Annotated in this window: 10 protein-coding genes and 1 pseudogene; 6 read left to right on the forward strand and 5 right to left on the reverse strand. The window is 40.5% G+C overall.

The window, feature by feature from the left end; translation table 11 throughout:
* From sprA to ACIQ6T_RS10425, 6 genes are all read left to right on the forward strand, one after another.
* Positions 1-6,762 (forward strand): cell surface protein SprA (sprA, locus tag ACIQ6T_RS10400; protein ID WP_395786117.1); only part of this gene is annotated, 6,762 nt, incomplete at its 5' end.
* A 64-nt stretch (positions 6,763-6,826) separates the two neighbouring features.
* Positions 6,827-7,207: a glycine cleavage system protein GcvH gene (gene gcvH / locus ACIQ6T_RS10405; RefSeq protein ID WP_395786119.1), complete on the forward strand. Its 381-nt coding sequence runs from the start codon at positions 6,827-6,829 to the stop codon at positions 7,205-7,207.
* A 47-nt stretch (positions 7,208-7,254) separates the two neighbouring features.
* Positions 7,255-8,529: a dihydroorotase family protein gene (locus ACIQ6T_RS10410; protein WP_395786121.1), complete on the forward strand. Its 1,275-nt coding sequence runs from the start codon at positions 7,255-7,257 to the stop codon at positions 8,527-8,529.
* 1 nt (position 8,530) lies between these two features.
* Entirely contained in the window at positions 8,531-9,049 is a 519-nt protein-coding gene (locus ACIQ6T_RS10415; RefSeq protein WP_395786123.1) for a hypothetical protein, read from the forward strand.
* Positions 9,050-9,054: 5 nt separating this feature from the next.
* Positions 9,055-9,594 (forward strand): DUF4199 domain-containing protein, encoded by a 540-nt coding sequence (locus ACIQ6T_RS10420; protein WP_395786125.1) that lies wholly within the window; start codon positions 9,055-9,057, stop codon positions 9,592-9,594.
* 2 nt (positions 9,595-9,596) lie between these two features.
* On the forward strand, positions 9,597-10,292 hold the full coding sequence (locus ACIQ6T_RS10425) for an ABC transporter permease (protein ID WP_395786127.1): 696 nt from the start codon (positions 9,597-9,599) through the stop codon (positions 10,290-10,292).
* Here the strand turns inward: ACIQ6T_RS10425 and ACIQ6T_RS10430 are convergent.
* The 5 genes and pseudogenes from ACIQ6T_RS10430 to ACIQ6T_RS10450 all read right to left on the reverse strand — a co-directional run.
* On the reverse strand, positions 10,289-10,909 hold the full coding sequence (locus ACIQ6T_RS10430) for an ATP-binding cassette domain-containing protein (RefSeq protein ID WP_395786129.1): 621 nt from the start codon (positions 10,907-10,909) through the stop codon (positions 10,289-10,291). The genes ACIQ6T_RS10425 and ACIQ6T_RS10430 overlap by 4 nt on opposite strands.
* A gap of 7 nt (positions 10,910-10,916) precedes the next feature.
* A complete protein-coding gene (gene lpxA / locus ACIQ6T_RS10435; RefSeq protein WP_395786131.1) occupies positions 10,917-11,684 on the reverse strand; it encodes an acyl-ACP--UDP-N-acetylglucosamine O-acyltransferase in 768 nt (255 codons plus the stop codon).
* 9 nt (positions 11,685-11,693) lie between these two features.
* The gene (locus tag ACIQ6T_RS10440; RefSeq protein ID WP_395786133.1) at positions 11,694-13,088 is read right to left on the reverse strand and encodes a bifunctional UDP-3-O-[3-hydroxymyristoyl] N-acetylglucosamine deacetylase/3-hydroxyacyl-ACP dehydratase; all 1,395 of its coding nucleotides are present in this window, start codon (positions 13,086-13,088) and stop codon (positions 11,694-11,696) included.
* A gap of 12 nt (positions 13,089-13,100) precedes the next feature.
* Entirely contained in the window at positions 13,101-14,114 is a 1,014-nt protein-coding gene (gene lpxD / locus ACIQ6T_RS10445; RefSeq protein ID WP_395786135.1) for a UDP-3-O-(3-hydroxymyristoyl)glucosamine N-acyltransferase, read from the reverse strand.
* Between the two features lie 37 nt (positions 14,115-14,151).
* Positions 14,152-14,468, reverse strand: a pseudogene (locus tag ACIQ6T_RS10450) (phosphohydrolase); the annotation flags it as partial.

Below are 14,468 nucleotides of genomic sequence, written 5' to 3' on the forward strand. Positions count from 1 at the left end.
AATCGAAGTTTTTGGGCCGATTATGCGAAAGGCATTGATGGGAATAATTCCATCCAAAGCCGCGGACTTTTTCCCAAAATCGAATTACCACCTTCGATTGATCGAATTTTTGGCGGATCTGAAATTTACTTTAAACCGAACGGGAGTTTATTGTTGGACATTGGTTACATGGGTCAGTTTGTTGACAATCCCTCGATTCCAGTACAATTGCGCTATGTGGGCAATTTGTTTTTCAACGAACAAGCACAAATAAATTTTCAGGGTAAGATTGGGGATAAGTTGAATTTGAATACAAACTTTGATACGAAGGCTAGTTTCAATTTTCAGAATCAACTTAAGCTGAATTGGAAGACGCAAGAAGAAGATATTTTACAAAATATTGAGGCAGGAAATACGTCTTGGACGTTGAATTCTCAGTTAATTCCTGGTGTTCAGAATTTATTTGGCTTAAAGACATTGATGCGTTTTGGGAATTTGGATGTGACGGTTGTTGCCGCGCAGCAGCGTTCCAAGCAGGATTGCATTACGTTAAAAGGCGGTACGCAAGGAAGATCCTTCGAAATCAGGGCTGATCAATATGATGAAAATAGGCATTTCTTTTTATCAACCTATTTTCGAAATAACTACGAGCGTGCGTTGCGAAATATGCCTGTGATAGTGAGCGGTATAACGGTTACCCGTGTTGAGGTCTATGTTACAAACCGTACCCAGAGTACAGAAACCTTACGAAATTTAGTTGCTTTGAGCGATTTGGCAGAACCTAAGCCCTATAATCCACGCGTTCAAGTCAATGCTGGATCTACGTATGTAGATAATAATGCAAATACGTTATTCCAAAAATTGACTAATGACGCGCAAATTCGTCGGTCTGATCAAGCTTCTTTTGAGTTAGAATCAACATATGGTTTTACCCGCGGAACAGACTTTGACATGTTAAAAGGTGCCAAAAGACTAAATGAGCGTGAGTTTAAGTTCAATTCGCAGTTGGGTTACATCTCTTTAGTAGCTCCTTTACGAAACGATGAGGTACTTGCGGTTGCATACGAATACACCTTGAATGGCCGCCGGTATAAAGTAGGAGAGCTAACGGAAGATTATCAGATTCGTCAGGACAATGAGGTTTTAGTTTTAAAAATGTTAAAATCATCTACTGTTCGAAACCACTTGGAACATCCAATGTGGGATTTAATGATGAAGAATATTTACACATTGAATACAAGTGCGCTATCCAAACAAAATTTTCAGTTGCGCATTGTGTATAAAGATGATGCAACCGGCATTGATAATTCAAATATTATTGAAGGAATAGCCCCTATCAAGGATACGCCATATGTGAATTTATTAGGCTTAGATAAATTGAATTATGCGGGTGATCCCCAGCCAGACGGTAATTTTGATTATGTGGAAGACATAACTATTGACTCAAAAAATGGTCGGATTATTTTCCCTGTTTTGGAGCCATTTGGTTCAAGTTTGGCTGAAAAATTAAAGTCCGATCCAAGTCTGCTTGATAAATACATTTTCACGGATTTATATAAAAAGACGCTTACCGACGCACAGCAGTTGGCAACAAAAAACAAATTTTTCTTAAAAGGTTCATTTCAAGCTGGTGCGGGAGGTGATATTAATTTGCCTTTTGGTGTGGAACCTAAGTCGGTGACCGTTTCTGCAGGAGGCCAACTCCTTAGTCCAGGATCTGATTTTATTGTGGAAGGGCAATCGGGAAAAGTTAAAATTATCAATGAAGGGGTATTTAATTCGGGCCGCGAGTTAAAGATTTGTTATGAGAAACCAGATTTGTTTACGAATCAAGTGCGTTCATTACTGGGTACGCGACTCGATTATAATTTAGGTCAGGATATACATTTGGGTGCGACTGTCCAGCGAATGAGTGAAACGCCACCTGCCTTTTTGCGTCGTGTAGCGATAGGGAATGAGCCGGTAAATAATACGTTGTTAGGTTTTGATGTATCACTTTTGAAGAAATCAAATGGCTTAACGCGGATGCTGGATGCGCTTCCATTCATTTCGACCAAGGAAACTTCAGTTATTGATTTTCAAGGTGAAGCGGCAAAATTACTTCCTAACGTAAATGATCGCGTACAGGGAAATGCCTTTATTGACGATTTTGAGTCTGCTCGGGTGGTTTATTCGATGAGTAGCCAGCCTACCATGTGGAAACCTGGATCTGTGCCAGTAGATTTTTCAGCAGGAACGAATCCGCGTGAACTAGCTTCTAATTTTAAGCGAGCAAAGATTTCAGCATATACAGTAGATGCCAGTTTGTATGGTCAGGGAGGCTTTGCATTAGATGTTCCTGGACTCGATGCGGCGGAGATTAATGCGTATGCCTATGAGCGGGTAGTTACGCCAAAAGGTTTATTTCCCAACAAAGATTTTGCTAATAATATTACGAATTTGCCCATTGGCGTATTGGATGTGGCCTATTTCCCAGCAGAGCGTGGTATCTATAATTTTAATCCAAATTTATCGGCCGACGGGCTACTCGTAAATCCAAAAACGAATTTTGGGGCAATTACACGTGCCATTTTAGCGGATACTGATTTTGATAATGCAAACGTTGAGCAGATTGAATTTTGGCTAATGAATCCATTTGTGGAAGGAGAAACAGGAAAGATTCGCGATGGAATTTTTAATAAAAATAATACCAAGGGTGGAAAATTAATGTTCCATTTAGGGGATGTATCAGAGGATTTTGTGCCTGATGGATATTCAAATTTTGAGAATGGAATTCCAGCGGGGGAGAAGATTATCGATGCGGTTCGAGGTAATGTGGAAAAGACAAATTACGGTATTGCACCCAAGCGCCAGTTTGTCATTAATGCATTTGATAATCAAGGTGGCCGTGCGCAGCAAGATGTTGGTTTAGACGGTTTGCCAAACGTGACCACTGAGGCAGGCAACCTATCTGAAACGACTTATTTTAGTAATTATTTAAATCAGACGCGGACGAAAGTTACCAATAGCGCAGCTCTAGCGGCCATTCAAAAAGATCCTGCGGGAGATGATTTTGTCCATTATTTGAGCGACTCATATCAAACTACCCCAAGTGTTATTCAGCGATATAAGCAATACATGGGTTTAGAGAATAATTCACCTAATACGGATAATCCAACAAACGCGATTATTACGGAAGCGAATAGCATGATGCCAGATCGGGAGGATTTGAATAATGATAATACCATTAATGAAGTAGAATCTTATTTTGAATATGAAGTTGATTTGAAAAAAGGCATGCAAGTTGGCCAAAACTTCATCGTCGATAAAATCACAGAGGGTGGTGTCGACTGGTTTTTATTCCGTATACCAATCAAGGACAAGAGTAAGTATAAAGCTGTCAATGGCATTACGGGTTTTAAATCGATTCGATTTTTCCGGATGATGTTGAAGGAGTTTGAAGAGCCTGTCGTACTTCGTTTTGCTCAATTACAGTTGTCGGGCTATTCATATCGTAAGTTTATTGGGCAATTAGATCAAAGAAATGGACAGGATATTCCAGAAACACCGGGCACTGAATTACGTGTGACAAGTGTAAATATTGAAGAAAATGGTCCCGCGTCTAAGGGTGTGAATACGATTCCGTATGTTGTGCCGCCAGGATTTGTTCGTGATCAAGACGTCACTACCATCAATAATGCACGTTTGAATGAGCAGTCGATGAGTTTATGTGTCGATAATCTTCGTCCAGGTGATGCGCGCGGTGTATTTAAAAACACAATGTTCGACTTTATTAATTACAAGCGTTTGCGCATGTTTGTTTCGATGCAAAGTCAAGATGCGAATGTGGGTAATGTAGCTGCATTTATGCGGATAGGAACGGATTTGACTGACAATTACTATGAGGTGGAGAATGCGAATTTGATTCAGACACAAAAGGGGCAGAGTTTGGACTTAGAGATATGGCCCATGGAGAATGAGTTTGATGTTGAATTCGATTTATTGAAGCAAGTAAAAATTGAGCGTGACCGACAAGGGAAATCGTTGGATAAGCGATTTAGCCTGATTATGACAAGCTCAACGGGTAAGAAATATAAGATTACAGTGATGGGTCGGCCTGATCAGAGTGCCAGCATGACCTTGATGATTGGGGTGCGTAATCCGGGAGAAAATACACAGAACAAATCATTCTGTGTTTGGGTGAATGAGTTGCGAGCATCTGGTTTTGACCAAACTTCCGGCTCGGCGGCATTGGGGAAAATGGCGATTAAATTAGCCGATTTAGGTCAGGTGACATTTAATGGAGCATTTAAAAACTATGGTTTTGGTGGTGTTCAGTCCAAAATATCGGAACGTTCTCGGGATAACATGTTAGAATATGGGATTACAGCTAATTTGAATTTGGATAAGTTTTTGCCTGCCAACTGGGGTTTCCGTATTCCATTCTTTATTACCTATGATAATCGGGCTATCTCTCCCCAATTTGATCCATTGGATCCGGACATATTCTTGTCGGATAAACCTTTGGGGGATGATTACCGGCGTTTAGTGGAAGATCGTTCTACCCGACAAGGTTTTAATTTTACCAACGTACGTAAGGTTCGGTCTGCTTTAGCGAAGCATGCCTATTTATGGGATTTCTCAAATTTCTCCTTCTCGTATGCGCAAGCTGAAATGATACGATCAAGTGTGTTGATTGATACCTATCGGCAGCTTAGTCAGCGTGGAAGTGTCCAATATACGTATGCTGCCAATTCAATTTTCTGGGAGCCATTCGGAAAAACGAACTGGAATTCGCAATGGGTGAGTTTACTGAAAGACTTTAACATTAATTTAATTCCTTCTTCCATTGCTGTGCGGGCGGAAATGGATCGATCATTTGTCAAGACCCAATTGCGTAATTCTGATTTCTCTACGCTGGGTGTGACTCCTTTATTTGAAAAATACTGGTTTTTCAACCGACAGTACGCTGTCAACTGGAATTTGACGAAGAGTATGGTGCTGAATTATAACACGCGGGTTAATGCGATTATTGATGAACCCCTTGGTGATATTATTGTACCGGGATACGATGATTATGTAATTACAAATATCAAGGCCTTGGGTCGGGCAAAGGAGTTTGACCAACAAGCGGGAATGATTTGGCGCTTGCCATTGCAGAAATTGCCTCTAACTGATTGGATGAATGCGGATTATACGCACCGTGTGGGGTATAATTACTATGCAAATTCCTTGAATATTAGTGATGACGATGGAATAGCTTTTGGTGATATTATTAAAAATACGCGTGAACGAGGCATCTCAGGTAAGGTAGATTTTGTTTCGTTGTATAACCGCATCCGTGCATTGCGCTGGGCAAATACGCCATCGACCGACAGTAAGAATGTGGCGCGTAACCCCGGTGATGAGGATGATATTTACATCGCACCTAAAAATGCATTACGTTCTGTGACGCGTTTATTACTGACTTTACGCGGTATTCAAGTGAATTATTCGATTAATGAATCAACGACCCTGCCGGGATTCTTGTTGCCTCCCGGGAAATTTGGAATGAATGGAAATTTTGGAGCACCTGGTTTTGATTTTATTAGTGGTGGCCAAAGCGATGCCATTCGTTTTAAAGCCGCAGAAAATGGTTGGCTTTCTAAAAGTACGTATCAAAATATCCCTTTTACCCAGTTACGTAACCAGCGGTTTACATACACGACGCAGCTGGAGCCCACCAAAGATTTCCGTGTGACGTTAGATGGAAATTATACCAAAGGCGATAATTATCAAGAATTTTATAGGCCAACAGTTCTCGGTGGACCATTTAGGAGTGAGAGTCCTTTACGATCAGGGAATTATTCGATGTCCTTTCTTTCATTTGTTACTGCATTTAAAAATGCGGAAAGTGTTTTTGAATCGTTTCGGACGAACCGACAAGTCATCTTGGATCGGTTAAATCGTGCGAATTTTGGAGAGGGTGGGGCTTATAATAAAAATTCCCAAGATGTATTGATTCCTGCTTTTTTTGCGGCTTATTCTGGCGTTCCTGCGGACAAGGTCAAATTCTCACCTTTCTATAATTTGCCGCTTCCTAACTGGAAGGTTGACTATAATGGCTTGAATTTATTGCCATGGATCACGAAGAAATTCAGTTCATTTACCATTACGCACATGTACTCAAGCACGTATAGTGTGGGTAATTTTGTGTCTTCATTGGAATATGGTCAATTTGAGAATGACTTCCGGAATTTGACATTGAATAGTTTATTGTATCCATTATCATCTCGATTTGATCCGGTAACAAATAATTTAATTCCAGTTTACGTGATGAGTACGATTTCATTCACGGAACGTTTCTCACCATTAATCGGCGTAAATGCGATAACGAAAAGTCGGGTTACCCTACGTTTGGAATATAATCAGGACCGGAATGTGGGATTGAATTTAGCCAACTCGCAAGTTGCCGAATTGTCCAATAAAGATTTGACCTTTTCGATCGGGTTCACGCGAGCTAATATGTTGATTCCTTTTAAAATTAATGGTCGGTCCGTTCGTTTACCAAACGATTTGCGATTCAATATGAATTTAACCATTCGAGATACGCGAACCTTGCAACGAAAATTAGATGCAGAGACGATTGTGACGCAAGGATTTATCAATTTCCAATTCCGTCCTCAATTAAGTTATGCGGTTAGTGACAAATTATCGGTAACAGCTTATTTCGATCGCATGATGAATAACCCATTAGTTTCCAATGCTTTTTTCCGATCAACAGCCGCAGGTGGTTTCCAAATCCGATATAGTTTAAGTGAATAATTAGAAAAAACTATTGCATTCACGCGTGATTTTCGTGACCTTTGCAAGCAAAAAAACAGTACATATGAATTTCCCAGCAGAATTAAAGTATACGCAAGAGCACGAGTGGATTAGATTAGAAGGTGATATTGCGGTTGTGGGTATTACCGATTTCGCTCAAGGTGAATTAGGAGATATCGTTTTTATCGAAGTAGAATCCGTAAGTAAATCGGTCGCTAAAGATGCCGTTTTCGGTTCAGTAGAAGCGGTGAAAACAGTTTCTGATTTATTCTCACCTGTCGCTGGCGAAGTGGTTGAGTTTAACACCGAATTAAACAATAGCCCAGAATTAGTAAATTCTGATCCCTACGGTGCTGGTTGGATTATTAAATTAAAACCAAGTGATTTAGGCGACTTAGATTCCTTAATGGACGTAGCAACCTATCAAGCATTTGTAGCTCATTGATATTTTAAACCCTGATTTTCAGGGTTTTTTTTTAGTTTAGAAACGACATGCGGATATTAATTAAGCAAGTTACCATTCAAGATAGTCGCTCCGAATTTTTCGGTAAGCGCATGGATCTATTGGCTGAAAATGGACAGTGGATTGAGATTTCTGCCTCCATTCAAGCTTCGGCGGATGTCGTGATTGAGGAAAAGGATGCCTCATGGTCGCCTTCCGTAGTTGATTTGCGCGTTCACCATACGTTACCGGGTGGTGAGTTTAGGGAGGATTGGTCCACATTGCAAGCGGCAGCTTTGCATGGTGGTGTTTTGGATATGGTTTTATTGCCAACGGGAGAGCCGGTGGCGCAAACGGCTGAATCGATCCAGTTTATTAGGCAGAAAGGGTTCCATGCCATGGCTCCACTTACTTTGGATAATAAAGGCGAAAATTTTGCGGAGTTATTTGATCTACATCAATCAGGAGCATCGTGGTTTGGCCACGGGGCTGGTTCGTTGCAGCACGTGGATTTAATGGCTAAGTGCCTTCAGTATTTGCAGACCTTGCCGGTAACCGTGGTTTCTCGTCCAGATACTGTTTCTCTGTCAATGTATGGTCAAATTCATGAAGGACTTCAGTCAACACTTCAAGGTTTAAAAGGAATTCCTGTACTAGCAGAAACACTAAGTATCAAACGCGATTTGGATTTACTGAGATATGTGCGCACCCATGACTTTGGTGGGGCCTCCAGCTCGTTTAAATTACATTTCTCTTGCTTATCATCGGCCGAATCTGTTGAATTAATTCGAGAAGCGAAAGCAGAAGGTTTACCAGTGACTTCAGATGTTGCGGTGCACCAATTGGTTTTTACGGAAGCTGCGGTTGCTGATTTTGATACAAATAGAAAAGTTTTCCCTCCCTTCAGAACGGAGGCAGATTTAGAAGCTTTGTGGAATGGAATTAAAACGGGCGTGATTGATGCCGTTGTTTCTGATCATCATCCGATTGAGTTTGAATCGAAAGCGGTGGAATTTGATCATGCATCATTTGGTACGATTGGCCTTGAAACGCTGTTTGTCGCTTTTGCGCAAGCCGCTATGGATCGTAAGATTAAACATGCACTCGATTTTATAAGCCTTAAACCTGCTCAATTACTTGGAATTCAGTTACCTGAACTCAAAGTAGGTGCGACTTGTCAAGGTTTGGTCTTTACTGAAGAACCTCAAGAACCATATGCTGAGTCGATGATCAAGAGTAAATCCAAGAATAGCTGCTTTCTAGGACATACCTTCGCACATCAAATACGTTATGTCATTCAAGGTGACTCGTTGACCAAAAACTAAGATGAAAGATTTTGTTTCTCAATTGCCTCGCTTGGTTCTAGTTGCCATAGTTACTCTATTTTCATTAATCGCCTATTGTTATATTGTTCATGAAAATGGCATTATCCCGTTAGGAGGAAAGAAGGCACCTAATTATGTGTTCATTTTATGCGGACAGGTGATATTAGCGAAATTGTTTGTGGGTAAAAACCGCGGTAGTTCCGTTCACTTTTTGAAGTTGTTTGGTTTTCAATATATATATGTAGTATTTACGGCCGCCTTATCAGCTTCGCTTTTGTATTTCTTTTATCAAAGTCCAACTGGTATTTTATGGTTACAGGAATATGTTGGTGGTAGTTTACACGAGTTGGTTCAGTATCAGAAGGAAATCATCCAACAGGAAGGAGCGGGGTATTACACACAATTGCAAGAAGGAATTCGCGGAATTGATGCGTATAGTATTGCCAAAGATGATTTTAGCCAAAAGTTGGCCTTAGCTTTTTTACCTAATCTATTAATTTCATTATACTTTAAACAATAAATAACATGGATACTCAAAGATCGTCAACAAGTATAATCTTGTTAAAATGGGGCGCTATAGGCGGATTATTGAGCTTTATTTTTACACTTATAACCAAATATAGTGGGTTGGAGGATGATTTTTCGGAGACCCTAGGATGGGTTACCACAATTGTCACGCTTGTCATTAATGTAACAATTTTAGTTTTGGCTTTGCGGGAGGTGCGTGCTGAAAATGATGGGTTTATGAGTTATGGGCAAGGTTTAGGAGCCTCTGCTTTATTGGGTGCTATTTGGGGGTTAATTGCAGGGGCATTTAATTACATCTATTTACAATTTATTGATAATGGGGTAGTTCAAAAGCAACTTGATTTAGCGCGGGAGCGATTGGAAGAACAAGGCTTAACGGAGAGTCAAATTGAGGACGCGGAGAAAATCACGAAGATGATGATGGGGCCTGGGGTTCAATTTGTGATTATTGTATTCGTTACAACCTTGTTTATGTTTATTCTAGGTTTGATTGTTTCAGGTGTATTGAAGCGCGAAAAATCTGTTTTCGACGAATAGGTATGTGGGTTATTATTCAAAAAGAATTTAAGGCATTTTTCAGTTCGTTCATTGGCTTAGGCGTCATGGTGGCTTTTTATGTGCTATTGAGTCTGTATGTTTGGTATCTGACTGGAAATATTTTGGAGTTTGGTTTTGCTGAACTAACCGTATTTTTTGATTTAAATCCCTGGTTCTTTTTGTTTTTTATTCCAGCTCTTGCCATGCGTTCTTTTGCGGAGGAGTTCGAGTTAAAAACATTTGATTTATTGCGCAGCTTGCCTATTTCGATGGAAGCGATAACCTTGGGTAAATTGCTAGGTTTGTTTATTGTTGTGATGGTTGTTTTATTGCCTACTGGAGTATTTGTTTATTCGATAGGCCAACTGGGCAATCCGATAGGTAATTACGATGCTTCGTTAGTTGCAGGTGGCTATATCAGTATTCTCCTACTTTGTTTTTCATTTATATCGCTTAGCTGTTTAGCGTCTGCTTTAGTTGAAAAACAAGCACTCGCATTTGTGCTCGGCGTACTTTTCAATTTTGTTTGTTGGCAAGTCCCTCAAGAACTCCCTTACCTCGAATCCATTTCCCTTTTTGAACATTACCAAGTAATAAGTAAAGGAGTACTAGAATTAGGTAGTATAAGCTTTTTTGTTGGTTTTAACCTAGTCTTTTTTGCGCTGATTCAGTTGCGCTTGTGGCTGAAGTTCCGTTAGTTTTTATAATCGGCGATTGCTATCAGGTGATCACATAGCCCGATTTCTATGGTTTCATTCGAAGCGATGAAAATTAGTTTAGATCTATTTTCGTAGAGTTTGGCAATAAACCATTGTTTAGCTTGTTCGTCCAAATTGGAGGTTGGTTCATCTAGGCAAAGAATTGGTCGGGGAGAAAGGAGTGCACAGGCCAATTTAATTTTTTGCCTCATGCCTGATGAATAGTTTTTAATCAATTTCCCCTTTCCTGGGCTCAATTCCATGTATTTTTCGAAGCTGAGTAGGTCTAGTTCGGCGGAAATAAATCCGAGATTTTGAAGAAAACCGATTAATTCACTAAGTGTAAACTCTTCGATAACGTCAGCATAGGGAGCAGCAAAGGCTACGTACTGATGCGCCTTGTCTGTTGGAATGACCGTTCCATCAACATGCACGAATTCAACTTTACCGTGGGTAGGTAATGAAAATTGGGCTAAAATCTTTAGTAAAGTGCTTTTTCCGGTGCCGTTGGGCCCAACTAGCGCATAAGATTGTCCAGCGGAATATGTTCCATCTAGTTTTCTGAAGATCCATTCTTTGCGGAATTTTTTCTCAACACCAGTTGCAATGATCTTCATAGGCTATTTACCCTTTCATGATACCACGTTCGGAATCGCGAACGAAATTGATTATTTCATCGCGGTAGGCCGATGCGGGAATATGTTCTTCGATTTGCGTAAGTGCTTCTTGGTTATTTAATCCCTTTTGGTAAATGTAGCGATAGGTTTCTTGGATCTCAGCAACTTGCTCATCGCTAAATTCACGTCTACGTAATCCGATGGAATTGATACCTGCATAGGAAAGTGGTTCACGCCCAGCTTTCGTAAATGGTGGTACATCTTTGCGGACTAAAGATCCGCCTGAAATCATGACATGCCGACCAATATGTGCGAATTGGTGTACAGCTGATGAGCCACCAATAATCGCATAATCATCCATAATTACATGACCAGCTAATTGTACCGCATTTGCTAAAATGCAGTGATTGCCGATTTGGCAATCATGCGCTACATGGACATAAGCCATGATTAGGCAGTTTTGACCGATTACTGTTTTAAGCTTGTCGGCCGTACCACGATTAACCGTTACACATTCACGAATGGTTGTATTATCGCCAATCTCAGCAGTTGTCGTTTCGCCACCAAATTTTAAATCCTGTGGTATCGCTGATATAACGGCACCTGGGAAAATACGCACATTTTTACCGATTCGGGCTCCTGGATAGATGGTTACATTGGAACCAATCCACGTTCCGTCTCCTATTTCAACATCAGCATGAATGACTGAAAAAGGCTCAATGGTTACATTGGTGCCAATTTTAGCCTCTGGATGGATGACAGAAAGTGTTTGCATATAATTTACCTAAGATTTTTTAACAAGACTTGCTGTCATTTCAGCCTCACATACTATTTGTCCAGAAACGTATGCTTTACCGATCATTTTGGCAATACCTCGACGAATCGGTGCCGTTAATTCACATTTAAAGATGACGGTATCACCGGGAATGACTGATTTTCGGAAGCGGCAGTTTTCGATGCCAACTAAATAAGGCCAGTAATTTTCGGGATCTGGTACGGAACTTAATACTAAAATACCACCTGTTTGCGCCATTGCTTCGATTTGCATAACGCCTGGCATGACCGGATTGTTGGGAAAGTGTCCCATGAAATAATTCTCATTCATGGTTACATTTTTCACGCCAATTACACTGTTGTCGTCCAAATAAATGATTTTATCAATCATTTGAAAAGGATAGCGATGAGGCAGTAATTCGTAGATTCGTTGATGCGAGAAGATCGGAGGTTGCTTTTGATCGTAAATTGGAACATTATTTTTCTCCGCTTCTAACATTAATTTCTTAATCTTTTTAGCCAATTCTATATTGGATGCATGACCTGGACGTGACGCTAAAATCTGCGCTTTGATTGGTCGGCCTACTAACGCCAAATCGCCCATTACATCCAATAATTTGTGGCGTGCCATTTCATTTGAGTAATGCAAACTGGTATTGTTCATGATACCGGCATCTTTTGAAATGGAAACTTGTGGTTTGCCTAGAACTTTCGAAATATGACCTAATTCCGCTTCTGTGTAATCGCGATCTGCGATGACAATGGCGTTATTTAAATCCCCTCCTTTAATCAAACCTGAATTATAAAGTGCTTCTAACTCATGCACAAAACAGAAAGTCCGGCACATGGAGAAATCTTTTTCAAATTGGGACACATGCGATAGGTTGGCATGTTGGCTCGACAAGAATTTCGAATTATAATCCACCATTACCGCGATGCGGTAATCGTTTAGTGGCAAAGCGGCTAATTCAATTCCTTTATCTAAGTCTTTAAATCGGACTTCTTCAGGTAATTCAAAGAATTTACGGTGTGCTTCTTGTTCAATTGGTTCGGCATCGCGTAAAGCTTCAACGAATTTTATTGAGCTTCCATCCATGATTGGAGGTTCGGGCCCATCTAATTGAATTAAAATATTGTCAATTTCAAGACCTACCATGGCAGCCAAAACATGCTCAACGGTATGGATACGCGCACCATTATGTTCGATTGTCGTTCCACGTGACGTGTCTACTACATAGTCTACATCGGCATCTGCGATGGGCTGACCCGGTAAATCTACGCGTTGGAATTTAATTCCGTGATTTGCTGGTGCTGGCAAAAATGTCATATTTGCTACGACACCTGTATGCAAGCCTACGCCGGATAAGGATACTGATTTGGTAATGGTATGTTGCTTATTATACATAAGAAAGTAAGCCTATTTAATGTTTTTTATTTGATCAAATAATTCGGGTAGTCGGCGAATTAACGCACTTCTTTTTAAGTATTCGGCATTATTCACGGCTGGATATCCGCCTATTACTTGTCCAGCTTGCTTGATCGATTTGGTTACGCCAGCCCGACCTGTTATAATTGTTTTGGCTGCAATCGTTAGGTGGCCGGCGATGCCTACCTGACCAGCGATTAAGCAGTTTTCGCCAATTTTCGTAGAACCTGAAATGCCTGTTTGTGCAGCGATGGCGGTGTTTGCACCTATGTCTACATTATGTGCAATTTGAACTAGATTATCGATTTTGACACCTGTACGAATGAACGTAGAACCCATGGTTGCACGATCTATCGTGGTATTTGCGCCGATACTGACATTATCTTCAATGACCACATTGCCTAGTTGGGGAATCGCTTTAAACGATCCATCTGCTTGTGGCGCGTGGCCGAATCCATCGGAACCGATTACCGCATTGGAATGAATGACTACATGATTGCCAATGATCGTGTCGTTATAAATTACAACACCTGGATAAATGATGCAATTTTCGCCTATGTGTACGTTTTTGCCAATGCTCACGTGGTTATGAATACTTGTGTTTTTGCCTATTTTACAGTGTGAGTCAATGCTGGTAAATCTACCTACAAAAATGTCTTTTCCTACGTTGACTCCTGCTTCAATAATGGCGTGAATAGAAATACCTGTTTCGCGCTTGGCAGTCATTTCTTGGTATTTTTGCAATAGGATGGTAAATGCTACGTATGGGTCATCCACGCAAATGAGGGTGGATTTTACTTTATTTTTCAATGCCAAATCTTTGGATACAATGACTGCTGTGGCATTGGTATCGTATAAATAAGATTCGTATTTGGGATTGGACAGAAAGGAAATACTTCCGGGTTTACCTTCTTCGATTTTGTCAAAAGCAGTAATGAATTGAGAACCATCGCCTGATACTGTGCCTTGGAGGATTGTCGCTATTTGGTCAACAGTAAATTTCATGCGTGATGAATATTGGCTTAGGTGAAAAAGAATCAATTTAAGAACTCAATTCGCCTTGCAAATATACGCTCTTTGGGCAACAAAAATAGTATTTTTTTACAATCTTACTTAATGCTTGGATGGTCGGTAAGTCAGAAGCCTCTGCTAACTCGACCACTTGCCCTTGTTTATCGACGATCTTGATGGTATTATCGCCTTGTACATAGGCTGAATTGCTGGTTGTACCCTCGACAACAAAGTAAGATAACTCCTCTTCGTTTATTTTAAGGCGCTGTGTAATTTCTTGCGCCAGCTCGGTACGCTTCGATTTTGGGATAGGTTGCGTACCTAATTTGCAGGTGAACAGTCGGCGCG

It is taken from the genome of Aquirufa sp., assembly GCF_044377215.1.
GTDB lineage: Bacteria > Bacteroidota > Bacteroidia > Cytophagales > Spirosomataceae > Aquirufa.

Excerpts from the sequence above, each read along its gene's own strand:
- gcvH (WP_395786119.1), top strand. The coding sequence starts at position 6,827 with ATGAATTTCCCAGCAGAATTAAAGTATACGCAAGAGCACGAGTGGATT.
- ACIQ6T_RS10410 (WP_395786121.1), top strand. The coding sequence starts at position 7,255 with ATGCGGATATTAATTAAGCAAGTTACCATTCAAGATAGTCGCTCCGAA.
- ACIQ6T_RS10415 (WP_395786123.1), top strand. The coding sequence starts at position 8,531 with ATGAAAGATTTTGTTTCTCAATTGCCTCGCTTGGTTCTAGTTGCCATA.
- ACIQ6T_RS10420 (WP_395786125.1), top strand. The coding sequence starts at position 9,055 with ATGGATACTCAAAGATCGTCAACAAGTATAATCTTGTTAAAATGGGGC.
- ACIQ6T_RS10425 (WP_395786127.1), top strand. The coding sequence starts at position 9,597 with ATGTGGGTTATTATTCAAAAAGAATTTAAGGCATTTTTCAGTTCGTTC.
- ACIQ6T_RS10430 (WP_395786129.1), bottom strand. The coding sequence starts at position 10,909 with ATGAAGATCATTGCAACTGGTGTTGAGAAAAAATTCCGCAAAGAATGG.
- lpxA (WP_395786131.1), bottom strand. The coding sequence starts at position 11,684 with ATGCAAACACTTTCTGTCATCCATCCAGAGGCTAAAATTGGCACCAAT.
- ACIQ6T_RS10440 (WP_395786133.1), bottom strand. The coding sequence starts at position 13,088 with ATGTATAATAAGCAACATACCATTACCAAATCAGTATCCTTATCCGGC.
- lpxD (WP_395786135.1), bottom strand. The coding sequence starts at position 14,114 with ATGAAATTTACTGTTGACCAAATAGCGACAATCCTCCAAGGCACAGTA.